Annotated in this window: 19 protein-coding genes; 5 read left to right on the forward strand and 14 right to left on the reverse strand. The window is 35.6% G+C overall.

Annotation, left to right across the window (positions count from 1 at the left end; translation table 11 throughout):
- Nucleotides 1-125: 125 nt before the first annotated feature.
- On the forward strand, nt 126-290 hold the full coding sequence (locus QUD79_RS17525; protein ID WP_184423713.1) for a helix-turn-helix transcriptional regulator: 165 nt from the start codon (nt 126-128) through the stop codon (nt 288-290).
- A gap of 87 nt (nt 291-377) precedes the next feature.
- Here the strand turns inward: QUD79_RS17525 and QUD79_RS16005 are convergent, their stop codons facing one another.
- The 8 genes from QUD79_RS16005 to QUD79_RS16040 all read right to left on the reverse strand — a co-directional run bounded on the left by QUD79_RS16005 (nt 378) and on the right by QUD79_RS16040 (nt 9334).
- Complete coding sequence (locus QUD79_RS16005; protein WP_184423712.1) at nt 378-1349, reverse strand: helix-turn-helix domain-containing protein; 972 nt, start codon at nt 1347-1349, stop codon at nt 378-380.
- Between the two features lie 203 nt (nt 1350-1552).
- Nucleotides 1553-1726, reverse strand: coding sequence for a site-specific integrase (locus QUD79_RS16010; protein WP_184423711.1), 174 nt, complete (start codon nt 1724-1726; stop codon nt 1553-1555).
- A complete protein-coding gene (locus QUD79_RS16015) occupies nt 1704-2378 on the reverse strand; it encodes a tyrosine-type recombinase/integrase (protein WP_184423710.1) in 675 nt (224 codons plus the stop codon). The genes QUD79_RS16010 and QUD79_RS16015 overlap by 23 nt, the downstream gene beginning before the upstream one ends.
- Nucleotides 2379-2756: 378 nt before the next feature.
- Entirely contained in the window at nt 2757-3620 is an 864-nt protein-coding gene (locus QUD79_RS16020) for a YicC/YloC family endoribonuclease (RefSeq protein WP_184423709.1), read from the reverse strand.
- 745 nt (nt 3621-4365) lie between these two features.
- A complete protein-coding gene (gene cas6f / locus QUD79_RS16025) occupies nt 4366-4977 on the reverse strand; it encodes a type I-F CRISPR-associated endoribonuclease Cas6/Csy4 (RefSeq protein ID WP_184423708.1) in 612 nt (203 codons plus the stop codon).
- A gap of 1 nt (nt 4978) precedes the next feature.
- A complete protein-coding gene (gene csy3, locus QUD79_RS16030) occupies nt 4979-6022 on the reverse strand; it encodes a type I-F CRISPR-associated protein Csy3 (RefSeq protein WP_184423707.1) in 1044 nt (347 codons plus the stop codon).
- A complete protein-coding gene (locus QUD79_RS16035) occupies nt 6009-8117 on the reverse strand; it encodes a type I-F CRISPR-associated protein Csy2 (protein WP_184423706.1) in 2109 nt (702 codons plus the stop codon). Before QUD79_RS16035 ends, csy3 begins: the two co-directional genes overlap by 14 nt.
- Nucleotides 8111-9334 carry a TniQ family protein gene (locus tag QUD79_RS16040; protein WP_184423705.1) on the reverse strand — a complete coding sequence of 408 codons (1224 nt, stop codon included), beginning with the start codon at nt 9332-9334 and terminating at the stop codon, nt 8111-8113. The genes QUD79_RS16035 and QUD79_RS16040 overlap by 7 nt, the downstream gene beginning before the upstream one ends.
- A gap of 193 nt (nt 9335-9527) precedes the next feature.
- Here QUD79_RS16040 and QUD79_RS16045 point away from each other — a divergent pair, with 193 nt between their 5' ends.
- Nucleotides 9528-10124, forward strand: a complete 597-nt coding sequence (locus QUD79_RS16045; RefSeq protein ID WP_184423704.1) for a tyrosine-type recombinase/integrase — start codon at nt 9528-9530, stop codon at nt 10122-10124.
- A 547-nt stretch (nt 10125-10671) separates the two neighbouring features.
- Entirely contained in the window at nt 10672-12849 is a 2178-nt protein-coding gene (locus QUD79_RS16050) for an alpha-L-fucosidase (RefSeq protein ID WP_184423703.1), read from the forward strand.
- A 292-nt stretch (nt 12850-13141) separates the two neighbouring features.
- Here QUD79_RS16050 and QUD79_RS16055 read toward each other — a convergent pair whose 3' ends face one another.
- The 6 genes from QUD79_RS16055 to QUD79_RS16080 all read right to left on the reverse strand — a co-directional run bounded on the left by QUD79_RS16055 (nt 13142) and on the right by QUD79_RS16080 (nt 22675).
- The gene (locus QUD79_RS16055; protein ID WP_184423702.1) at nt 13142-13948 is read right to left on the reverse strand and encodes an IclR family transcriptional regulator; all 807 of its coding nucleotides are present in this window, start codon (nt 13946-13948) and stop codon (nt 13142-13144) included.
- 61 nt (nt 13949-14009) lie between these two features.
- Entirely contained in the window at nt 14010-14366 is a 357-nt protein-coding gene (locus QUD79_RS16060; RefSeq protein ID WP_184423701.1) for an L-rhamnose mutarotase, read from the reverse strand.
- Nucleotides 14367-14376: 10 nt separating this feature from the next.
- Nucleotides 14377-15786 (reverse strand): L-fucose:H+ symporter permease, encoded by a 1410-nt coding sequence (fucP, locus tag QUD79_RS16065; protein ID WP_184423700.1) that lies wholly within the window; start codon nt 15784-15786, stop codon nt 14377-14379.
- Between the two features lie 116 nt (nt 15787-15902).
- Nucleotides 15903-17378 (reverse strand): sulfatase family protein, encoded by a 1476-nt coding sequence (locus tag QUD79_RS16070; RefSeq protein WP_184423699.1) that lies wholly within the window; start codon nt 17376-17378, stop codon nt 15903-15905.
- 25 nt (nt 17379-17403) lie between these two features.
- The gene (locus tag QUD79_RS16075) at nt 17404-19803 is read right to left on the reverse strand and encodes a PDZ domain-containing protein (RefSeq protein WP_184423698.1); all 2400 of its coding nucleotides are present in this window, start codon (nt 19801-19803) and stop codon (nt 17404-17406) included.
- Between the two features lie 106 nt (nt 19804-19909).
- On the reverse strand, nt 19910-22675 hold the full coding sequence (locus tag QUD79_RS16080; RefSeq protein WP_184423697.1) for a TonB-dependent receptor: 2766 nt from the start codon (nt 22673-22675) through the stop codon (nt 19910-19912).
- Between the two features lie 401 nt (nt 22676-23076).
- Here QUD79_RS16080 and QUD79_RS16085 point away from each other — a divergent pair, with 401 nt between their 5' ends.
- Both QUD79_RS16085 and QUD79_RS16090 read left to right on the forward strand, forming a co-directional pair.
- The gene (locus QUD79_RS16085) at nt 23077-23376 is read left to right on the forward strand and encodes a UxaA family hydrolase (RefSeq protein ID WP_184423696.1); all 300 of its coding nucleotides are present in this window, start codon (nt 23077-23079) and stop codon (nt 23374-23376) included.
- A gap of 1 nt (nt 23377) precedes the next feature.
- Nucleotides 23378-24589, forward strand: coding sequence for a UxaA family hydrolase (locus tag QUD79_RS16090; protein WP_184423695.1), 1212 nt, complete (start codon nt 23378-23380; stop codon nt 24587-24589).
- The last annotated feature ends 28 nt before the right edge of the window (nt 24590-24617 follow it).

Here is a 24617-nt window from a genome sequence, read left to right on the forward strand (position 1 = left end):
AAGAGTGTTAGCAAAAAGCCCGCTCAGCATAGACTGCCTGAAAGGTTGAATGACCTATGCTAAATCTGATGAGTTACTAAACGCATTAGCGAAAGCGGTACTAAATTTAAACAAGGTGATTTTTTATGGGTATAAGACAAAAGCAGTTACTAGAAATGTTAGACCTAAGCAGAACAAAGCTTTGGAGAATGATTAACAATGGTGAGTTCCCTGAGCCGGATAGAACTAATCCCAGCAAATTAATCTGGAATTTGATCGACATTGAACTTTGGGATTCAAAGCTTAAATAATCTTAACTACGACAACTAATGCTTAATATACATAAGTTGTCGTAACTCAAACCTGAGCTTAAAGTTCACAGAAAGACAAATTTGCTACTATTTCAATGAGAACTCTGAAGAATCAATTTGAAGCTCTTCTTCTGTTATACCTAATTTTTTACATATTACAGGCAATACCTGATGAATAAGTCGATGGCTTTTCAGAATTTCATCCATATACACGTCGGGGTGCAACCTACCTGCATTAAACCCTAAACTTTCAGCTTCAGCCTCATGTCCCAGCACTCCATGCCCTTCATTTACCATATTCATAAGCTCAGCCTTAAGAGGAATACGATTAGCAAAAGCTTTATTTTTAACTATTTCTATCCATTCTTCATAGTTACTGAGTGTTTCATGCTTGAATGATTTAAAGTTAGGGTTGCTTGGACTTTCTTGAGCTATTTTACAGAATGCTAATTCTAATAAACACGGCTCTATATTACATGCTGGCGTATCCATTAGTCCTAAGTCCCAATCATCCAAAATTTCTTCAATATAGGCTGCATAAAACCCATAAACATCGTTCAGCGCGTTAAAGCTTTTAGAAATTAATTTAGAAAAACTGTTTTCACTATAAAGATTTTCAAACTTTTCAGGGTTTTCCTCCCAATCTAACTCATAATCAAAATCTAAGTCCGAAGGAAATTCTTGTGGAATTTCAATTCCCACTTGACGAAAGATATACATAATTTGTCTACACAATAGATCCCTCTGGTCTTCTTCATCTATTAATGTATATGTATTGTAACCAGTTTCGGCTTCTTCTATTGCTGAGTCCGCAAGGTAGCATATGAGTTTTTTCCATTTATCAGCCTGCTCAATCCCCCCCGTCCAAACAATCAAATCAGGATCTCTTTTACCAATTCCAGCTAATGAACCTAACTTTTCTTCCATATCAAGAGACATATATTCTCCCCCTTTCCATTTGCTCACTTGAGCGGGAGAAACACTTAATTTAGCTGCAAGTTCTTTTTGAGTGCACCCTAATTTATTAAGTGCTAGTTTAATCGCGTTTTCACTGCTCATTATAGTTCCCTTCAAGCTAGTTAAGTAAATACCAAAATCAATTTACTTAACTATCTTAGTGTACAATTAAGTAAAGTCAAGGGTATATTTACTTAATCACTTTAACATTCAGAAAAGTAGAAAATATAATTGCAATAAACAACTCTACTAACCATTTGATTTAATGACAATATATCCGTTACCAGTATCGCTCCACCTATCGGTTAACTTGGTGAGAGCATTTTTCTCTTATCAAAATATCCCCAACGATCATATACGCCTTCAACGCCTTTTATTGCGTGATTTAGGCACTTTTCTGCAACATTAGCTTCAACATCTAATTCTGATAACCTACTACGACATGTTTTCCTAAGTTCATGAATTGTAAAATGTTTCATGCTTTGCTCGCCCATAAGGTTGTATCTTCTTTTTCTTTTGGTAAGTTGTTGGGACACCAAACAAAGTTCCGAGTGCATGATTCAGGGTGTCATCAGAAATATACGATCTTCTTTTTGAGGTGCGTCTTGCAGGAAATAGATACTCTGAGTCGAAGGCCCTTACTTTCAATTCGCTTAAAAATTGTTCTGACCAAGGCGCGGCTATTAACTCACACTTCCGAACACCCAACGATAAAAGCAAACAAACGGCAATACAATTTTCTCTGGTAAATTGATCTTTGTTTTCTCTCATAACCCTTAATGCAACTTCAATTTCTTCAAATGATAAATTTCTAGTGCGAGATTTTTCTGTTCCTCCCGCATGTTTTAGTGTTAAGACTGCGGCAGGGTTATTTTTTATCTCATTTAGAATTATTGCTTGAGTAAACAGGTGTTTGCAGTGATCTAAAGCATCATTTGCAACTGTAGGACGTCCAGAGTCATTTATTCTTTGAACGATGTCATAAATATCACGTGATGTAACTATATCGACAGGAAGTTTTCCAATGTAGGGTCTAATGTCGCGAGTATAAACTCTCTCTGGTATTTGAGGATTCTCTATGTTTCTTTTGCGCGCTTTCAGCCATTCTTGTGCCACCTCGTCTACAGTCATTATATTTGAATTATGAGATTTAAGACGTTCTATTTTAGGATCTATGCCATTTCTAACTTTAGCTTTGTTGTCCGAATGTATATCTAAATATCCAAGAAGCTTTTCCTGGTTTTAATGGTTTTAGGTATAAGTTGTCGTCTATCGGATGTTTCTTTTCATCTCTGACTCAACAAGAGATTTTATTTCTGCATCTTTCATTAGCTGCTCTTAAATCGGTGACTTTTATATCTCTATGGTAACCACGTTATCATTTACGATCACCTATAAGTCACCACTATTTTGACTTTTCATGAATGCCCCTGAAACAAACTTTCAATTTAATAATTAAAAAAGCCCTTGTGACAAGGGCTTTGAGTGGTCGTGACTTTTACTGAAACATTATTCAATATTCTGGATCTGCTCGCGCATTTGTTCAATAAGTACTTTTAACTCTACTGCTGAATTTGTGATATCTGCGTTTATTGATTTAGAGCCTAGGGTGTTGGCTTCGCGGTTAAACTCTTGCATCATGAAGTCTAGTCGGCGACCTTGTGCCCCGCCTTTTTTCAGTATGCTTTTGGTTTCTTTTACGTGGCTGTATAGGCGGTCTAGCTCTTCGTCTACGTCCATTTTTTGTGCCAGTAGTACCAACTCTTGTTCAACACGGGTTGATTCAAGCTCTATTTTTGCATCGGTAAACTTGTCAATTATACGGTTACGCTGCCATTGAATAACTTCTGGCATAAAGGCTTTTACTTTTTCAGCTTCCACTACTATTGCGTCTAAACGCTGTTCAATAAGCTGTTTCATGTTTTCGCCTTCGCTTGCTCTTGCGGCTATAAAGTCGGTAAGCGCTTGGTCAAATCCTGCCAGTATTTCTGTTTGTATTAGGCTCATGTCGGTTTCTTCAGCTTCCATTACGCCTGGCCAACGCATTATTTCAACAGGGTTTAGTTGGCTATTTAGGGTTTGTTCGTTTATCCAGCCTGCGTGTTCAATTAATTGAAGGGCGAGCTCTTTGTTTAATGTTAGGTTGTTTTTTTCAGAGGCCTTGGCATTGAAGCGTAAGCTGCATTCAACTTTGCCGCGATTTAATTGCTTGCGAAAACGTTCTCTTAATACCGGTTCTATACTTCTAAACTGTTCGGGTAAGCGAAAGTAGGTTTCTAAAAATCGTTGGTTTACGCTACGAATTTCCCAAACTGCGTTACCCCAATCACCCTTTACTTCTACGCGCGAAAACGCGGTCATGCTGTGGATCATAATCTTTCCTATTGATACTATAAAGTTTGTTTTATAAGAATGAACGGGGCAATTATGCCTTAGCAGAATATAATTAGCTAATGGGCTTTTGTTGCCCACCCTGTTGTCGCTAAAACCATGTACTGACATAAGCCACAATGGTAAAACAAATACTTATCTAACACCTGAAACCATATGCTGACATAAAATATAACCATACCTTGACAAAAAATCTCAAATTATAAACGAGCACTGTTAAATGTAATAAAATTACATTTAACTAAAGTTTAGTAAAACATACCACCTTGGTTAGCTTAACTGCCTATTCGGCATAAAATAAATAGTTAATGTTTATGGAACGCTTCCGCCATTTTCAGCTGCCTATGCGGCATCATATATCATCCCTTTTTTAATATAACTTTCATCGTGATTCTCAACTGCCTATACGGCAAGTATTTCATCTTAAGACTATAGCGATTTCCTCCCTCTTTCTTAGCTGCCTATGCGGCAATACACCATTTATATTTTCGCCATAAAGTCCAGATATAATTCTCAACTGCCTGTTCGGCATTATACTCTTCGCCTTCTCGACTCCAATGGAATTGAATATCATCAGCTGCCTATGCGGCATTACACAATAACTTTAGCTTAACCTTCTTTTTAAAATCAGTAAATTACACACAAAGCATTAAAAAGACCTATTTTATTTAACAACTTTGAAAAGCATACAAATTCAATAATTTAATTTAGACTGAATAATTTAAAGTTAAAAGGAATCAAAACTCTTTGATAAGTCAGGGACTGTACCAGAGTGTTTTTCATTTGTTGCTAAACCATAGCTGTTATACCCAGTTTCAATACGATCTATATCTATTTGCTTTTGAATATAAAGTTCAACATCAGCACTTTTACTGACACTAGCAACAGATATTCGATGAAAGAAATCAAACTCTCTTACTGAACTGAATTTCTCAGGGTTAAACTCTTTACCTTGATCTTTCGCTCTTTTCTCAAGTCTTTTTAATCGCCTCTTTTTTTCTGACGTGAAAATTTTCTTTATTGTCTGGTTTCGTTTAAACCTAACTTCAGGACAATCAACCGGAACTTGAGTAACTTCGCTAACAGCAAAAAAACCGCAGTCTTGCATATCTTTAAAGTAGTTTTGTTGCTTGAGTTCATTAAGTACTCTGTTATCTGAGTGAACAAATGCAACAACAGCCCCTACAGACTCTTGTTGCCATTCAGGTAGGCTTACACCCATTCCCTGAATAATATGCTTAGTAATATAGCCATGCATAATAAAAAGGCACCTTCCGACCAATAAGTTAACATTTGCGCTTTCAGGTAAAAAACGAACTGTAAAATAAAAACGGGTCATATTATTTACCTCCTTTTTTTGGGAAAAGTCCACCCTTTATAAAAATAGCAAATAGATAATATATTTGATGCATTATCTGTAAATCATTCTGACCTTTAGCCTGCTCTAACTCTTTCAAAAATTCAGGTGCCCTTTTTAATAACGAATAAAAGTCTATTTTTGACGCGGGTGGTCTTAATGCCACCCAATAATCCTGATCAGCTCCATACTCATGAACACGTAAGCATTTAGCGCTTTCTTCTGACCACCAATCATCGATCAACTGTATTGCAGCCCCTACTTTTACTCGATGAAAGACAACCGCACTTTTACCATCAGCACATTTCACTTTAGAGAGCTGTTTTTTTAATAGTCCCTTTTCTCCGGCATCTAAAAGAGGTTGGCTAGGAAATATCTCCTGACAAAAATTGGTTTGAATTTTAGCTGTAATATCTGCCACCCAGAAAACATTTGGATTACTTAATGCTTCTTCAAGCTCTACAGATAGCTCTTCTAGTACTTTTTTATCAATTGCTGGCCACTGACTATCCCAAGTTAAAAAACGAGTATTCTCTATTTTGTAAACATTGTTTAAACTCGTTTTTATAATAATTTCAGTGTTCCCACTATTTTGATTACGCCAAAGCCAAGTTCCTATTAATAGGTTTTTAACGTATCGCAACGCTAACTCTTTATAACCATTTATTTCCTTAAATGCTGCGGCAAGATCCTGTAGAAGATCAAAAACCTCGTTATTATTACAAACTGCAGGTTTTAGTGAATTAGCTTCCACCCTCAATGAAAATCGACAATATATGGCTTCAACATTAGGAGGTACATAACATTCTTCAATGGCTAAAGGGTTAGAAAATGACAAATCTTGAGGAGCAGAGTTTTTAGGAGATGAATCAGCATTAAACCCTTCTGCAAAACTTGACTTTTTACCCCTGATATAAGCAATTTCGGCTTCTAAAGGAATAAAATCACTAGTGGAATCTTTATAAAAAAAGACTGCTTTACCAGGGTAAAGTGAACGGTTGTATTTTAGAGAATTACACAATTCCATAACTTGCCTTCGCCTTTTTAATCAATATATATGCCTCTTGAACTTCATACGACCAAAAAGCCTTATTAAAAAAATGTTTCATTCCGTTATATCTTACTTTATAAGCACTCATGTATTGCGCAACTCCAATCACGGGTTCAGCAAAACAGTGCAATGAATCTAAAGCCCCCGACCTATTTATTGGCTTACCTAAAAAGCTGAAGCCCTGCATCACAGGAGACAAATTGGTGTTATCAATTAATAAACTAGTTAAATCATTTAAACTCTGTAATTTTGCTGTATGTGGCACCAACCACTGACCGAAGCTAGGCAGCCGCTTTAATACTGAAAACAGCTGAGTTTCATTTTGGTATAACTGGCACCAAGTAGAATTGATCTTTTGCCAGTCAGGGATCATAGCCCCACCAGCAAATCGAGAAGGGAAACATGCCTTCAACACTTGGTTGTTTTGCTCTAACTTTTCAATGCTGTCTTCATCGCCATCCAATCTTACGACAATGTCAAAAGTTAAATCACAAAATCGATTTGCTGTCACGCCCGATCTTTTGAATACTTTTTGATTAGGTCCATTCATTGAAAACGCAGGTAGCTCATTCCCTTTAACTAACGAGTAATTTCTTATAAACAATGAAAAGGATGAAAAACATATTGTCACGCCTAAACGCTCACTTAACCGTCGTTGATAATTATGAAGCATTCCCCAAACAGCCGTTAATGAAGGCACTCCTATACAATAAGGATTTGCTTGTGCTTGAGCATCAAACACCTGAATATTTCTGAGGTACAAAAATCGTTTGTTACCTCCATCAACATTAACTGGCTCTTCAATACTTTCTGACTTTACTATACGATTTAAAGTACTAGTTAAAAGACGCCTCAAGCGTAAAACTATGGCTTGATGGTATGCATACCTTTCAGGTAAATTATTATTAAGATATTCAAATAAAGAAGCAGTTATACTATTATTAACTTGATCAACAGTTAATAATCTAAAAATTAATTCTCCGTGTTTGTATTGTGATAAATCCAAAACACGATTGTTATCTTGTAGCTCAAAACGCCAATCAATAATAGGCTGTAACCATTGAAATAAACCTGCTCGAATAACTTTAAAAGAAGTAAGTACACTTTCTTTACGTTGCCTATGTGTTAACTTTAATGGACTGAAAATTAATAGTTTTAATGCATGAATAAAATTATCAGACGATAATATTTTATTATTAAATACATCCTTACCTCGCTCTAATAGCCACAACATTTTTTCAGTGTAATCTCCTGAAGCAGGGGTAATGTTAGGCGGATAACTGAGCAACGATATATTTCCACCAAGAGAAGCAACAAGTTCCCCCATAGAGCTTGGACGAACATGTTCAAGTTTAGCGTATCTACCTTTTCTATCTCTGGATTTAATTTGAATTTCTGCTTGAAGGGAGTGACTAACAACAGGCGTTAGCGATATATATTTATCGCGAAAAGGAAACTGAACTTGCTTAGAAAACCGATCGACAGTAACAGGAATATCTGACTCTGGCAGGAGTTTTTTAACTCTTTGACAAAGCCGATTATAATCCTCTGCTATAAATCCTAATGTTTTAAATACCTTTTTAAACACATCATTATTACTTAACAGTAAGTCGGTTAAACAAACAATTTTGCCTTGCCAATAAAAGTGGCAACAAAATAATTTTGCACAATTAATAGTCGTACTATTATGTGACCAACCTAACGTACGCTGACAATTAGCACCACTTATAACCCCAGAGATAATAGATGGATGTGGAACCAGTAATCGCTGTTTGCTCACCTTTATATCAGGATATTTTAAGTTATGACTATGTAGCCACTCTATTTCATTAACACATTTATCAAAATGTGCTTCATCCAGCAAAGTACGTTTAGCTAATTTTTCGTTACATAAATCTTCAACTAACGCTTTTCGGTGAGTTAAATTAAGTAAAATAATCAATGCAGCCTTTTCAAGCCCTGTTATATCAATCAAAGAGGTGTAGGCACTAAAAGCTTTTCTTAACTGATTATTTTTTTCTTTTAAATCATCAATAATTAATAGTTCTTTAAGCGTTTTATAATTTACCATTTAGATAAATACACTCCCGAATAATGATCCCCAAAGCTTTTTTTAAGCTCAACAACTTGCCTTAAAAAGAAAACACCTTCGTTAGTTGTTAGTTTTTGTTTTATTTTTGGTCTAAATGCCGCTTTTAATGTTCCACTTTCATATAGTCTGTACACTTGTTCATAAGAGGTCGATAAAATAGCTGAAGCTTCAGCAATGTTAATCAATGAATCAGCAATATTAGTTTTTTGTGATTTAGGGTTTTTACTTACTAAATCTAGCAAATAATTCTCAACAGTAGTCCAAACAAAATGTCCTCTACTTCTACCCTCAGACAATAAATTTGATGAGAAAATTAAGTTACCAAATATAAAAGTAAACGAAGTTTTATTGAATGTATCAATTAATTTAAGTTCTGCGTCTTTCGCTATTTCATCAAGTTCTTGATAAAAGTTTTTCGGCCATTTTTCAAAATAATTAATAATCGATTCGTTATCAAAAGAGTCTAATTCAAAGTATCTTTTTTGAAACCAAGCTATTGCTGATAGCTTTTGATACAAAGGAGTATCATTTAAAATTGGATTACTTGAATCAAGTGTTTTACCCCTCATTGATGATGAGAGTAAAGCTTTGAATTCCGGTGCTTTAAAAGGTTTTGTATTAGTTAATTCAAAGCCACAAGAACAATGGGTAATTGATTCATTTGCAATATAATTAATACATAAATTACATGAAGGGCATTTTTCAACTAAATTATGATTGTGTTTATCGCATGCCTGATAATGCTTGAAGTGCCATACCTGTCTAATATAGGGTTCATCTCTCAAGCATTCAGGGCATATGGGAATACTGTATGGAGAAGCGCCCTCATATCGAACAAAGCTAAGAGGAAAATCAATGCCCTTCCAATTTACGGTAGATTGTGAGTTTATTTTTTTATATGATCTAAAAATAGCGAGTTTTTGCAATTCAAATTTTGGAAGGTTTAGTAAAGATTCAAGTAATTCAAAAGCTCTCATTCGGAAATGACTATCTTGCTTAGCATGATATATATTTAATAACTTTAAATCTAAAGGAAAAGCACCGTAAGCTTCAAAATCAAGCTCTCTCAACTCATCTTTAATAGCTCGACTTAGTTGTTGATAAGAATCAAAAAAATTTTCATTTACAATTCGTATCAAATAGCTTTCTAATGCCTCATCGTCATAAGCTTTAGATTTTGGAGTAAAAAGAAACATCGTTAACCATAAAAATTACAATATCTTAATTTATAGCTTACTTATTAAAAATTTACCCACTAATAGTTACACCATTTCGACTAAACAAAAATATTACTCATATAGCTTTCATATTTGATTTCTCACCTCGGTATTCATAAAGCTTTCTATTAGTCTTAACTTTCAAGTCAACAGTTAAAATGGAGAATTAAACATGTCAGCTTGGAATAAAGGTAAACGTGTAGGTCAAAAGAAAGCATTTAAACTCGAAGAAATTTGGCGCATTCGAATACGGTTAGAAATCGAAAATAAACTTGAGCAGCTAGCTTTATTTAATTTAGCCATAGATAGTAAGCTTAGATCTTGTGATTTAATAAGCTTAAGAGTACGCGATATATCATCATCATCCCTTGTTCAATCTCGTGCAATGATAGAACAACAAAAGACTCACAAAGAAGTTCAATTTGAAATAACACCAAAGACACAACAGTGTTTGAGTCAATGGATTTGTATAAATGAACTATCTTCGTCTGATTTTTTATTTCCTAGCCCAAGGAAGCCTGACCACCATATTTGCTATCACTACTATGCCAATATAGTTAAGAATTGGGTATCGAAACTAGGCTTAGACATAACTCAATATGGTACACATTCTCTTAGGCGTACTAAGGCATCACTAATATACGCCAAAACAAAAAACCTGCGAGCTATACAGCTACTCCTTGGCCATTCAAAACTACAAAGTACAATTGAATACCTTGGTGTTGAAATTGAAGATGCCCTATCAATTTCTGAAGGTACGGAAACATAAAAAATTAAAAATCGCCATCTAGTTGTTAAACTAAAACCCGTGGTATTTAGACTAAATACTCTATGGCGGTTTCGCCCCCATAACGAGATAGAAAGCCTTAGATAAATTATAGCTCAATCATAACCTCATAAACCACTTATGATCAGCTCTATTTTTTTACTTTTGTAAGAGGTATAAACCTAACTCCTTTTTAACCCCGTTAACCACCCTCCTACAGAAACAATGCAGTGCTGGTTCCATGATCAGTTCTGCCTATGCCACTTTCAATCAAATATTGCCATCTAAATGTGAACGTCGGTCAAAACCAACTGACTACAGCATAAAGAGTATGAATTGATTCGCTGGATATCACTTGTATAAGTTGACGAATGATTGGGGTTAAGTGAATTCACTCTAAATCCGAAATTTCAAATATAAAAATTATTTGCATATATAAATTACAACATGTAGCATTGTTTAAAAATTAAACAGCGTCGTGCGAATAACTAACAACTATTTCAATTACTCAATGAAAATAACAAACCAAAATAAAACAGAGGTATAAAAAGTGAATAAGTATATAAACACGCTACAGCGTAAATTTAGACTAACATCGTTTTTGTTAACCACTACAATTGCAGGAGCTGGTTTTGCTAATGCAAGTCAGAGTGATGCAGTTGAGGAGATGTCAAAAGGTGGTATTACTACGTTTTTACACTTTAATGAAAACTCAGATTTACCCGTATTCATTCCATGGAATGAACGCATTCAAAATTTTCCAGTAGAGCCGTTGGCCGACATGCTTGAAGCTGGTGGCGTAAATCTCTTGTTTTTTACTATCACCCATCATGACTACAATCTTCCATTTCCGGTGCCTAGCACTGCTTCAGCGAATATGAAAAATCTTTATGCTGGCAGATCTGCTGACAGAGATTTAATGAATGATATATATGAAGCTTTAAACGCTAGGGGCATCAAACTCGGTTTTTATTTTAACCCACTACCAGATACCGAAGAGCAAGCCTTTCAAGATCAGATTGGATTTCCAGATGGAGACTGGCTGCAAAATATGTATGAAACTGTAGAGATGACTTCAGACCATTATGGCGACAAGGTATCTGCATGGTGGATTGATAATATGGCTAAAAGTAGCCATTCACGTAAGATTGATCCAAGTGAATTCGCTGGGTATTTGCGCTCTGGTAACGCAGGTGCACTCATTGCCTACAACGTGGGGGGGCAGAATGAAAATAGACAAATCCCTTTCGCAAATGACGGTGATGTTAGCCACATTACTAATTTTACCGCTGGTCACCTGAAGAATAAAGATCTTAACTATTTAAAGCCCGCATCTAAGTTTGATTCAAATGGCTTGTTAAATTATCGTCTTGATCAAATGCAAAGAGGTTGGGCTGTACAAGAGCCTGATTCTGAAGTTGGTGGCTCTTGGCAGAACGCAAGATATAAAATGCCTGTGCTGCTAGAATATATGTATGGTCTTAGATCAGTCGGTGCGGTGAGCAGTTGGAATGTTGCTCCTTATCTAGATGGTGATATTGACGAAAGAGTGGTTAATCAGTGGGTGATGATAGGCCAAGCCATGAAACATGGTAAAGCTTTTGTGTCGGAAGACGACGATATGCTTGTTTATTCAGGTTTTAGTACAACACAAGAAGATCTTGGCGCCTCAGACCGCTATTTGGCTGAAAGCTCACAAAATGGCGATACTGCTACCATCACATATACAGGCTCTCGTATCGAGTTATGGGGTAAAAAGCAAAGTACTGGTGGCAACTGTAGTATCTCTATAGATGGTTCAACAGTTGAAACAATCAGTCAATATTCAAGTAACGATGAGAATCAGGTCAAGTTTTTTGATAGTGGCCCACTACAATCTGGAGAACATACTCTAGAGTTTACGAATGTAGGCGGAGGTACTTGTACTCTGGATCACGTTTTTTATACTCCAGAACTCACTAACAAAGCTGACGGAGCTGAATTTGATTATGGCTCAGGCTGGAGTAATCAAGCACGCAATGAGTCGTATGGAAATACTATTCACTATACAAATATTGATAAAAGAAGTGCTGACTTTGAGTTTACTGGTGATCGTTTCCAAATTTTCAGTCAATTGGGCCCAGGTGGCGGAGTATTTGATGTATGGATTAACGGCGAGGTTGTAGGAACAGTTGATACATACAGCTCAACCAAACAACACCAGGTACTTGTTTATTCAAGTCCAATCCTTGTTCCTGGCTTTCAGGATGTAAGAGTAAGAACTAAGAGTAGCGCTGAAGCTAATCCCGCAGCGAGTAATTCATGGGTGCACGTTGACTACATTCAATATAATGAAACTGTACCACAAGGTTATGTCATAGATTCAATACACCATGACATCAACTATGATCCCGATTGGGCGTTTCATGAGAAAGATGAAGCTCATTTAAACGTTGTGTCTTATTCAAAGGTTAGCAATACTCAAGCTTCTTATACTTTTAATGGTACAGGCGTCAAAATTATTTCTAGGAAGAATACGGGTGGTGGAAAATGCCAAGTTAAAATAGACGGTAACTTAATAGATACTGTTGATTTATATTCTTCAACTTGGATAGATAGAGCAGAGGTTTTTAGTAAGCAAGACCTAACGTCAGGCTCTCATACTATTGAGGTTGTTGTGGATGGAACTAAAAACAGTAATTCTACTAATTACTATTGCGTAATAGATAGATTCGAAATTACACCATAATATCATTATAAAAGGAGGCTTAATGCCTCCTTTTATAACGTTCAATTGGTAAATTATACAAAAAACACTTGAAATATTATTAATATAAACCTAATTAAACAGACGAATTTAAATAGAAAACCATGAGGTGATTGACGAGTATTTACTAAATATTCTTCATAGTTAATCTTACGTAAATACTAAACGACAACCATTTTGTTATAGAATATACCGAATATATTAAAGGAAAAGAAAAGCCTTAATATAACAATAAAACTTCTCTTAACAAATACACTACTTTAGGCAACCTTAATTAGATTGATTCGCTTTCATATCCTAATAATCTAGACATTTCTTCAGCGGCTAATTTAATTTTCACATGTGCTAAATCAGTATCTACAGAACGAGAGCCATCAAGAAAGCCAATAAACGGAACAACCAACGCTGCCACAATTTGACCTGTATCATCGAAAACAGGATAACCAATATCTTGAACACCTTGAGCTTGCGCACTAGTGATATTCTCAAACCCTTGTTCTACCACTTGCTTAAGAATAGCATTTAACCCTCGCTTATTTGGCCTAGGGTGATTTTCAGGAATACGATTTAACATCATTTCTCGTTTTTCTTTATTTGAAAAAGCAAGTAATAAATGGCCTGAGCAAGTGTTCATCAACGGGGCTTCAGCGCCTAATCGAACACTAAAAATACGGGTAGATGGTGAGTCTTGTTGAACCACAACATGCCCCTTTCCTTCATAATAAATAACTAAGTGGCATGATTGTTCAATGGTATAAGAAAGACTTTGCATTATTGGATTGGCAAGCGAAGTTAATCTTTTTATTGGCGGAAAACGATTAGACAAGCTAAACATTTTTATCGTTAGTCTATATTTATCACTGCCAGCAGGAAGTTCTATATATCCTCTTTGCTCGAGTACAGCTAACATTCTAAATAATTCTCCAACAGACTTATCAAGCCTACGTGTTATTTCCCCAATGTTTAGGCCATTCACTTCATTAGAAAGTAATTCAAGTAAATCTAATCCTTTTTCAAGGGCTGGTGCTGTATAGTGCTTTTTGCGAGAGCCAGACTCCTTAGCTTTGCTTTTTTCAGTCATTTGAATTCTCAATAATAAAATTAAATATTTACATTTTTTGTATTATACCAAATACAAAATGTTATTGGTTTTTATGTTCAGTTAAAGAGAAAATTTTATCCATTAACTGCCATTTACTTTTTTTCGTATCTACATTATCAGTTTTCTGAAAGGTTTCCATCAAACGTTCCCACTCTTGTACTTTGGTATTGTTTAAATCACTTTTAGCTTTATCCTCAAAACTAAAAGTTTCATTAACTTCTATAACCATAATTAATTGTGCATTCATTCGAAAAATAGACATATTTTCTATGCCCGATTCCTCAATACTAGTAATCACTTCTGGCCAAACATTACCTGCCTTATGATATGTTTCATATAACTTAATTAACTCATCGTCATCATGTAATTCTAGCGTTAAACAATACTGCCTATTCATAATCTAAACCTTAACTTTTATGAACATAATGAGAACGATAGCCAAATATAGCGATTACAACAAAACATATTAACGGCATCAAGAAAGAGGTTTGTACTGAAGGAATGGAAGCAATTAAAGGATTATCATCAATCAAAGACGCTTGTAAAGGCGGCATTAACGCACCACCAACAATCGCCATCACTAAACCTGCCGAAGCTAAACTAGCATCGTCTCCCATATCTTTTAAGGCAATACCATATATCGTGGGAAACATTAGAGACATACACGCAGAAACACCAATTAAGCAATACAATCCATAGAATCCAGTTAGGAAAATAGTTCCTAAAATCAATCCTCCTCCACAAGTTGCTAGTAACATTAATAAGTGACCGGGTTTAATATAACTAAGTAAAAAAGTGCAAATGAAACGACTCACTAAAAAAACACTCATCGCAATTATATTATAATTTTGTGCTTGTGAAGACGTTAAACCAACGACTGTCATTCCATAATGAATGATAAAGGTCCAACACATGATTTGTGCACCAACATAAAATGCTTGAGCTACCACCCCTTCTATATAAAGCTTGTTTTTAATTAACCTCATAAACGTTACCTTTAATTCAGCTAACGTAAGTGGCTTATTATTGCTCATGGTTTTAGGTAACTTATAAAATAAAAATACAAAAAATAGAACCGTAACAATTGTAGCAATTGCTATATATGGGCCTCTAACTGTCACCAAATCAGCCGCTTGCATTGCTTGATGTTTTATTGGTTCGTTTACTGAAAACTCTTGAATGGCTTGGGTTAACTTACCGTCAACAACAGAAGGTAATAAATCATTATACTCTGGATGAGCTAACTTCTCCGCAGCTCTAAACTCTTCTACTTGTAGCTTATTCAAAATTAATGTTGAAGCGACGAACATACCAGTTAATGAACCTATTGGATTAAAAGCTTGAGCTAGATTTAACCGCTTTGTTGCGGTTGATGGATGTCCCATAGACAAGATATATGGGTTTGCAGTTGTTTCTAGTAAAGCAAGCCCACATGTTAGAATACAAAGTGCGGCGAGGAAAAAATTAAACTCCATATACAAGCTAGCAGGAATGAATAACATTGCACCAGCTGCATATAGTGCTAATCCTAATAAAATACCGGCTTTATAAGAGTAGTTACGGATGAAAATCGCGGCAGGAATAGCCATGATCCCATAACCTAAATAAAAGGCAAATTGCACCATACTGCTTTGTGCATTTGAAATTAAAAATATGTCTTTAAACGCTTTAACTAAAGGGTTGGTAACATCGTTTGCAAACCCCCAAAGTGGAAATAAAGCAGTAATCATTAAAAATGGAATTAACATCCCTGGTGCTAGAAGCGAGTGCCTAGTTTTATCGTCGTTTAATACATCCGAGTCCTGATGTTTATTCATGTTTTTTCCTGCAATGTAAATAGAAAATTATTAAAGCAAATAAGTTTTGTAAGTTTTTTTAAGCCCTATCTGCAACTAAAATACAACTAATATGAAAGTGTTCTTGAAATTAAAAGCTAATGATATTCCGTATATTGCAGTGACCAAGCATCGGTATTAAAACCAGCGTCACTATATGAACTCATTGGATTATTGAGATCGACAGGATCTTTATATTGTTTCATTAATGTTGTTAGCTTTTGTTTCATCCTATTTAACTGCTCAGCATACTTAGCGTCAGTGGCAATATTGGTTAATTCCTCAGGATCATTTTTCAAATTGAAAAGTTGAGTTTCTTTGATAAGTGGATAATAAATATATTTAAAATCGTCTGTTCTTACCATACGTTGAAAATGACGATATGCACCATAAATAGTATCATTCATCGAATCTTGCTTGCCTTCTAATAACGGGACAAAACTTTTTGCTTGAACAGTGCTTGGTACTTTAATACCCGCTAACTCAGCAGTAGTTGGAAAAATACTATTCAGATAAATATTCCCTTTGATTGTTTTACCTTTATCAATGTTTTTTCCCGCAATGATAAATGGTGCGCGTATACTGTGATCATATTGATTTTGCTTACCTAATAGTCCATGACGACCAACAGCTAGACCATGATCCGAAGTAAAGATAATAATAGTGTTATCCGCAAAAGAAGAAGACTCAAGGGTAGCTAATATTCTCCCTACCTGTTCATCTAAGTGTGAAACCATTGCATAATATTCCCCGATGAACGTTTTCATTTCATCTTCTTTTCTTGGAATACTCAGTAATTTTTCATCACGGATCCAAAAATCACCTTGATCTAAATGATGCTGCTGTTTAAATGAAGTTGGTAAAGGAATGGACTCTCCGGGATACATTTCGACAAAGTGGCTTGGTGACTGCCTTTCATCGTGTGGAGCTAAAAAGGCCACATACATTAAAAAAGGTTTATCCTGCGAATCTTGTTTTTTTTGTAAATAATTAACCGCGGCATCGGCGATTAATTCACTGGTATGTTTTTTAGATGAATAAGTCTTGGAAACACCATTACCACCTTCGTTAATATCAAGCATAACCGCATTATAATGATCATATGTCATGCCCCCTTCATGAACTGCCTGACCAACATCAAAACTACGTAATAATGCATCTCGTGAAACATGCCACTTACCGGTCATAAATGTTTCATAACCTGCGTTTCTAAACGTTTCCCCCCAAAGTGGATAATCAGGCCTTGCATCCATAGGCACGTCTTTATTTTGCATACCAGTTTCAAATAAATTTCGACCGGTATTAATCATGGCTCTGCTAGGAGCGCATACGGCTGGCGACCATGATCCTTGGTTGTAAACATGAGATAATGTTAATCCTTGTGCGGCTAACTTATCTAAGTTAGGTGTCTTTATGTGTGGGTTATTTGCACTACCTAACGCATCAAAACTTTGATCGTCAGTTAAAATAAATAACACATTGGGTTTTTCATTTTTAGAATATGCCGTTGAAATACTAAATAAAAAAAGTATTAAATATCCAGCCAATTTTACTAAAATTTTATTAAACATCATTTTTACCTTTTGTAAATTTAGAGACTTAATCAAGTAAATTAATCTCTAAATGTTGCTCTTTCTGATTTCTCATAATGACCACTTCTAAATGTCCACGCCATTTTCTAGAGCGGTATGAGGTTAATAAATCACTAATGGCTATTATTTTATCTGCACCACCAAATTCACTATCAATAACGCGCAGGATCACATCGCCTTTCTTTAATCCGCCTAACGCAGCTTTTCCGTTAGGTACAATATTTATAATTAACGCCCCTGCAATTTCTGGGATCCCTAAGGCTGATTGCTCACCTAGTGTGGTAACAGATTTAAAGGTAGCGCCAAACAAATCCATTTCGTTTGAGTTAGCTGCATCATTATTGTTGAGGTATAAATTAGGGAATTCAGGCTTCTCAGCCTTACGTTTTAAGTGTTCACTTTTCACGCCAAATTGATCCATAGGAAAGTTTTTAAAACCTACAGTAAGAGCAAGTGATTCTTCGCTGACTTGATAATTGCCGTTTTCAGGCGCGATAAATAATGGGTCGCCAAATTTAGAATTTGAGTCTAATCCTAACTTTTGTGCTTTTAATAATGCTTGCTCAGTGGTGAAAAAGTTTTTATCAATTTCATTACCCCAAAAATTGTTGAGGATAGGTTTATGGCTTGCCAATATAATGTTGTGACGGAAGGTGTCATCGCTATTTTCAAACCATACATGTGGATGGAATGAGTTATTTAAGATGATGTTATTTTCAACGGTACGGTTGAAACCTTCTCTGAGTTTTAAACCACCACTTAAGGCAACATTATTATAAATTTTATAGTTTGATGAGCCATCATCTAAGTCAATGTCCCAGCCATGATCACACTGAAAACGATTATTTCTTATAATAATTGGGCTAAGAACATCGGCTTTATATAAGTCAGGATGGGTTTTCGCCAATTTATCCATTTCAGGACGCGTAGGATGCCAAAACCTGTCTCTACCCCATGAGTTAAATGCACCGTGATCGCCTGTTTCTAACACGGTTTCAAAAACATCATTATATTCAAGTATGTGACCGCCCCATGTGCCTTCACTAACGTTAATACCTGCACGAGGTACGCGATAAATAGAGTTATGGCTAACGGTGATATCTGATGACATGGATAACTGCACACCCGCAACTTGTTTTTCGACTTGTCCAATATCGAAAATTAAATTATCGGTAGCAATTGATTTTGAAGGGTAGTTTTCATTTTTAGGACCTAGTTCCATATCCATATCAGCAATCTCTACAAATTCATGGTATTCAAAACTCGGTGATCTTACCGCTGTTGCACTACCAACAAAGCTAATAGCACTCGCGCCAATATCAAATATTTCATTACTAGCAATATTGGCATGGCGATTATAATTACTGACAAATATCGCATTGCCACCTAAGTTATAAAAAGTATTATTGGTTACACTAATGTTTTCAGTACCGTCCATTAAAATAGCGCCACCACGATATATAGCCCAATCACTACGTAAAAGTGGCTCGTTAGTTTTCATAAACGTTTGCTTGGTTTGAGTGAAGGTTATTCCTTGAATATTGATATGTTTTACCGGATTTGTTGAATCACCTTGAAGTACAATTATTTGATCAAGTTGAGATATTTCAATTTGGCTATTTGCTAAATCCATACCTTGAGGCGGATAAAAATATAACGTTAATGTATCTTTATCAAAGTACCATTCTCCAGGCGCATCTAACTCTTCAAAAATATTTTCTACATAGCGGTATTTTTTATGTAATGGAGAATAGCGATTATTTTGAAAGCCACCGTTTAGTTTGAGTTCACCTTTTTCATCAACGCCCTCAATTTGGTAATGCATTCCGCCCCAACGACCTTCATGTAGCGCATGCACAAAACCACCAACAGGGTTTTTCCATGTTGCGATACGCTCTAGTGAAATAGCGTCAGCTGCATAGCCATTGAAAACTTGTACTGAAGCGTCAAAATTGGGATATCGTGCACGGATTTGCTTTTTACCATTGATATATAGTTGATCTATATTTTCTACTGTAAGCTGTGCTTTCATTAACTGGTTATGAGGTTGCCAGTTTAAATCTAATAATTTAGCAGCGCTTAACGTTACTTTGCCTTTTTCTTCTGCGCTAATGATAAAAGGCTGTTCTTTTGTTCCTGAAAACTCAGGACCCAGCATAATGGGTTTTGTTAAATAATAAGTGCCGGAGGTAAGCGTTAATTTAACACTTTTGTTTGACGATAATAATGCTTTAGCTTTTTGCAGAGCATCGGTTAAGCTAAGACCATTTTGTGGTATTTGGCCATCAGGGTAAGCCATTAAAAATTCTGAATTGTCAGCAACAGACGTTGCCTTTTCTTGAACATTATTATGTACTGGTGAACAAGAAATTAAAAAGAAGCTGATCAAAAATAAAAAAATACGCATCGGCTACACCTAGAAAAGTTATTATGTTTATTAAATTGAGAAGTGAAAAAGGAGATAGCATCCATTACTATCTCCTGAGCTAAGTTTTTAAAGTACTCTAGCTACCTTAAAATGCTGCTCTAACACCTAAAGTGAAACGGCTACCTACATCTTCTAAACCTCTATTTACATTTAAAGAGTTAGTTTGCACTTGAACTTCATTGGTTATATTAAGCGCCTCTAAGATAACAGAAACGTTTTCTGTGACATTATAACTAGCGGAAAAATCTAACTGTTTATAATCATTGGTAAATGAACCATCACCAAAGTAGTTAGTTCCATTGTTTACAAATTTATCACGGTAGTTATACGCTAAACGTGCGCCAAAGGTTTCATTCTCATAGTAAGCAACCATGTTATAACTGGTTTCAGATAAACCATCTAAAGTCAGTAATGGACCATTTTCAGCGGTTTGAATTTCATCCGCATGTACCACAGTAAAGTTAGCCGAAAAGCCTAAACCTTCAATAACAAAGTCTAATGGTTGCTGCCAATTAACTTCGTAACCATACATATCAGAGCCTTTACCGTTATCTGGTAAGAATCGAGTAAATGTATCAGTTACTGAGTTATTTCCACCTAAATCAGTATAAGTAACTTGTTCTGGTTGAGTTGAAGACACGACAAATGAGTCAATAAACTTGACAAATGGAGATACTGAGAGCATACCAGCTTCTTCAAAGTACCATTCAAAAGACAAGTCAATTTGATCTGCTAAGTAAGGATCAACATTAGGGTTACTTGAATTTATCGTTTTAACATTAACATCAATGGTTGTTGCAGGCGATAACACGGCCAAATCTGGACGAGACATTACCCTAGCGGCACCAAATCGAACAACGACATCATCGCTCACGTCATAACTTAAATTGAAACTAGGTAATACCTCTGTGTATGAACGTGTCATAGAGCTTTCAGACGTGTCTACGAAAGTTTGTGCACCACCTTGATCAAACTTAACTGTTGAAAAGTCTGGAATATTACCGCTTGATTCTTGGTCGGTTGACACTACACGAATACCGAAGTTACCATTTAATTTGTCTTCATCACCGCTAAAACTTAATTTTGCGTAACCAGAAAATACATCTTCTTGAACATCTATAACACTCGCGCCGCCTTCAGTAATTGTTCCTGCTGCAATTAATTCATCTAAAGAAACATGTGATAATAATGTGTCTACATTAGCAGAAAGCCATTCTGTCGGGTAAGTAGCTGAGCCATCATAACCATCAAAGAAGCTGCTTGGACTATACACAGACATATAGCTAGCCGCATTAAAGCTACCGCCTTCAATGTTAGGATCATAAGTTTCGCCTAACATACCTGCAAGAGTTTGCGAACTCACACCAATGTTGCGAAAGCCATTGTATTTTGAACGAGAGCTATATTTTGCTCCAAATTCTAGACTAACAAATGAAAAATCATTACCAATATTCCATTCAATAAAGTGATCTACATCTATTCTAATATCTATGTTTTCATCTTCAATCGGTTGATCAAGTGCACCATTAAAACCTAGAGAACGGAAACTATTCCCGTCTAATGGGTCGTAACCGGCGGCATAAGTTAATGAAGGTATACCGGCGTAATCATTACTGAAGTCATATTGAGCATTAGCACGCCCAATTACCTCGTGAGAAAGTGCTGAACTAACATTCTCTGATTTTGCATACGCTATTTCAGCAGTAATTAACCAATCTTCATTAAGTTGGTAATTTGTGCCTAAAGCAACCGAGGTTAATGTATCATTTGAATCTGCTGTTCTTGCATTGTTTCGGTTATCAACGCCAATTACACCTAAACTTTCAATCAAATCACCAGAAATTTGGCTAGCATAAACTGAGCCTCCAGCTACAACGTTTGTCCAACGAAATGAGTTTAAAGCCTTAGCGCCTACAATATCGAATTCTGAATACATTCCTTCTAACCAAATATCAATTTTATCAGACGGGCGCCATTGTGCTGTTGCAAGAAAAGTGGTTCTTTCACGTTCTTCTTTTGCTAGGGCATAGTTAGTCGCGTGATCAAATTGGTATCGAGAGTCATCAATTGTACCATTTAAATCGAAATCTAACCCTTTACCTGATTCATTTGCTGGCTCTAAACCGAAGGCTTCATAAAAATGTGATTCTAATATACGTTTATCATAGTGAGCACCTAAGGTAATACCAAAACTGTTATCATCGTTTACATTAGTGTAAAGCACAGATAAATCGGGTGTTGTTTTACCAGAATTTTCTTCATAAATACCCTTGATACTAGTAATAAGTGAGCTCTTTCCTAAATCAAGAGGACGAGGAGTTTTTACATTTACAGTACCTGATAATGCTCCTTCTTCCATGTCTGCTGAAGGAGTTTTATACACTTCTAGTGCACTAACAAAGTCAGAAGGTAAAATGGTGAAGTCAAAACTGCGACCACCTGTTGCTGAAGGTAAGGTTCTACCGTTAAATTGAATTCGGCTAAAACTAGGGCTTAAGCCTCGAATACTAACATCATCACCTTCACCACGGTTTCTTGATATTTGTACACCGCTGATGCGCTGTAAAGATTCTGCTAAATTTTGATCTGGAAATTTACCTATGTCTTCGGCTGATATAACATCGGCTACTACATCTAAAGAACGTTTAACTTCAGTCGCCTTTGCTAAACTACCTCTAATCCCTGTAACAGTTATCAGTTCAATTTCTTTATCAACTTTTTCTTCTTCTGCAAAAGCATTAAATGTAAATGGCATACTTAACGCAGTAACTGCCATTCCTTTTATCGCCATATTAACTAACTTGGCAGTTTTACTTTTCACAAAACTGTTTGAGCCTGTTGAATAATTCATTGTTATCTCCCCATTGTCATTAAGTTAACCTTCTCTTAAAGGAAGGTCTATTTTTTTTAAATCTAAAATAACATTTTGTATATAAAGCTACTATAGACTTACACAATAATTTCATATCTGCAATTATTTTTTATATCTAAAAAGCATTAAATACAAAAAGAATTAAAATACAACAACTTAAAAAAAATCTATTGGTTTGACATAGAAAAACAATCCAAATTTTAAAATAACTTAGTTAAATTATTAGATTAATAACAATAAAAGGGTTGACTTATCATGCCTCAAGAATTAGATTTCAAATCTAAATTAATATTTCACATATAAAATATCTTTACATATGGTTTTACTAAACATAGATAAAATACCCATAAGAACTGCTTATATATGTGCTCGAGGATAAAATGACAGATAGGAAATTTCTTTTATTAAATGACACTGATAACATCTTAGTTTGCTGCCAGGCTGCAAGTGTTGGTGAATTGGTAAAATTAACTAATGTAGAATTTATATTAGAAAGCAATATAGATCTTGGTCATAAAGTGGCTCGCAATAATATTAATAAGGGACAACATATTATTAGATATGGTGTCTCAATAGGTTCAGCTACTGTCGATATAACAAAAGGTAGTCATGTCCATTTGCACAATATGAAAAGTGACTATATTCCTAGCCATACAAGACAATCCAAAGCGGGAGAATAAGATGAAAGGTTTCTTAAGAGCTGATGGCCGCAAAGGTATTAGAAACAGCGTTGTCGTGGTTTATTTAGTTGAATGCGCCCACCATGTTGCCAAAACTATTGTATCCAAACTAGATAATGATGATGTTCAGCTTATCGGCTTTCCAGGTTGTTACCCTAACGATTACTCCTTGCAGATGATGGAAAAACTTTGTACCCATCCAAATGTTGGCGGAGTTTTACTTGTTTCCCTTGGATGTGAAGGTTTTAATAGAGAAAAGCTTTCTAAAACTATTATCGAAAGTGGACGACCAATCGAAACATTAGTCATTCAACAATGCGGTGGAACAAAAAGCACTATTGAGCTAGGTATTGAAAAATCTACCTCCCTTTTGACAAATATAAGTAATGTTGAGCGTATTGAAATTTTCACTTCAGATTTAGTGATAGGTACGATTTGCGGAGGTTCAGACGGTACAAGCGGTATAAGTGCAAACCCGGCTGTAGGTGCTTGTTTTGATCTTTTACTTAATGCTGATGCTACTTGTATTTTTGAAGAAACAGGTGAATTGATAGGTTGTGAACAAATTATGGCTAATAGAGCCGAATCTCCTAAATTAGGCCAGGAACTCATAGCCTGTGTAGAAAAAGCAGAAAGATATTACACTAAAATGGGCTATGGCAGTTTTGCCCCTGGCAATGCAGAAGGCGGCTTAACAACCCAAGAAGAAAAATCGATGGGAGCCTATGCGAAATCGGGTTCGTCTAATATTAATGGCATCATTAAACCTGGAGAAATCCCTCATAAAAAAGGACTCTTTTTAATGGATGTTGTTCCTGATGGTGAGCCAATGTTTGGTTTCCCTAATATTTCTGATAATGCAGAAATTGTTGAAATGATTGCATCCGGTGCATTAATGATACTTTTCACAACAGGCAGAGGCTCAGTAGTAGGTTCCGCTATTTCACCCGTAATAAAAGTTTGTGCTAACCCCGATACATACGAAAGACTCAGTGAAGATATGGATGTTAATGCTGGTGAAATAATTAAGGGCTTAAAAACTGTGAATGAAATAGGTGATATTATTTTTGAAAGTGTACTTAAAGTAGCTTCAGGTGAAAAAAGTAAATCGGAAGAATTAGGCCACAAAGAGTTTATATTAACTTATAAAAAATTTGATATCACAGGGTCACCACAAAAAATAGAATCTATCGGCCCATCTTGTTTAAGTTAAACAGATGCTATTCATTAATTTATTGTCA

The sequence above is a fragment of the Thalassotalea piscium genome (assembly GCF_030295935.1).
Lineage (GTDB): Bacteria > Pseudomonadota > Gammaproteobacteria > Enterobacterales > Alteromonadaceae > Thalassotalea_B > Thalassotalea_B piscium.